The following is a 260-nucleotide window of genomic DNA, read 5'->3' as shown; positions in this document are numbered from 1 at the left end:
TCGCGGAAGTCGGTCCCGGGGGAATCGTTCGAGAGCTTGCGCGCCTGGAGCCCCGCGCGGAGCGTCAGGCCACATTGCCGCATCTCATCATGCCGGATCATCATGATGTGCGCCCGGAAAATGTCGTGGAACGCCGCCTTCGTGGGGCTTTGGCTGCGGCGGCCGATCTTGGCCCCAAGGATTTTCCCGAACTTCTGCTCGTCCCAGGCATAGGGGCGCGAACCGTGCGTGCCTTGGCCATGGTCGCCGAGGTGGTGCAT

At 65.0% G+C, this 260-nt stretch carries 1 protein-coding gene; it reads left to right on the top strand.

Features of this window, described 5'->3' with window-relative positions; all coding sequences use genetic code 11:
- Window positions 1-89: 89 nt before the first annotated feature.
- Window positions 90-260: DUF763 domain-containing protein (locus CVH10_RS21840; protein WP_369335962.1), on the top strand; the 171-nt coding region annotated here is incomplete at its 3' end.

The sequence above is a fragment of the Halomonas sp. ND22Bw genome, assembly GCF_003011945.1.
GTDB classification, from domain to species: domain Bacteria; phylum Pseudomonadota; class Gammaproteobacteria; order Pseudomonadales; family Halomonadaceae; genus Halomonas; species Halomonas halophila.
Note: the sequence above shows the minus strand (reverse complement) of the source record. Positions and strands in the feature narration are given on the sequence as shown.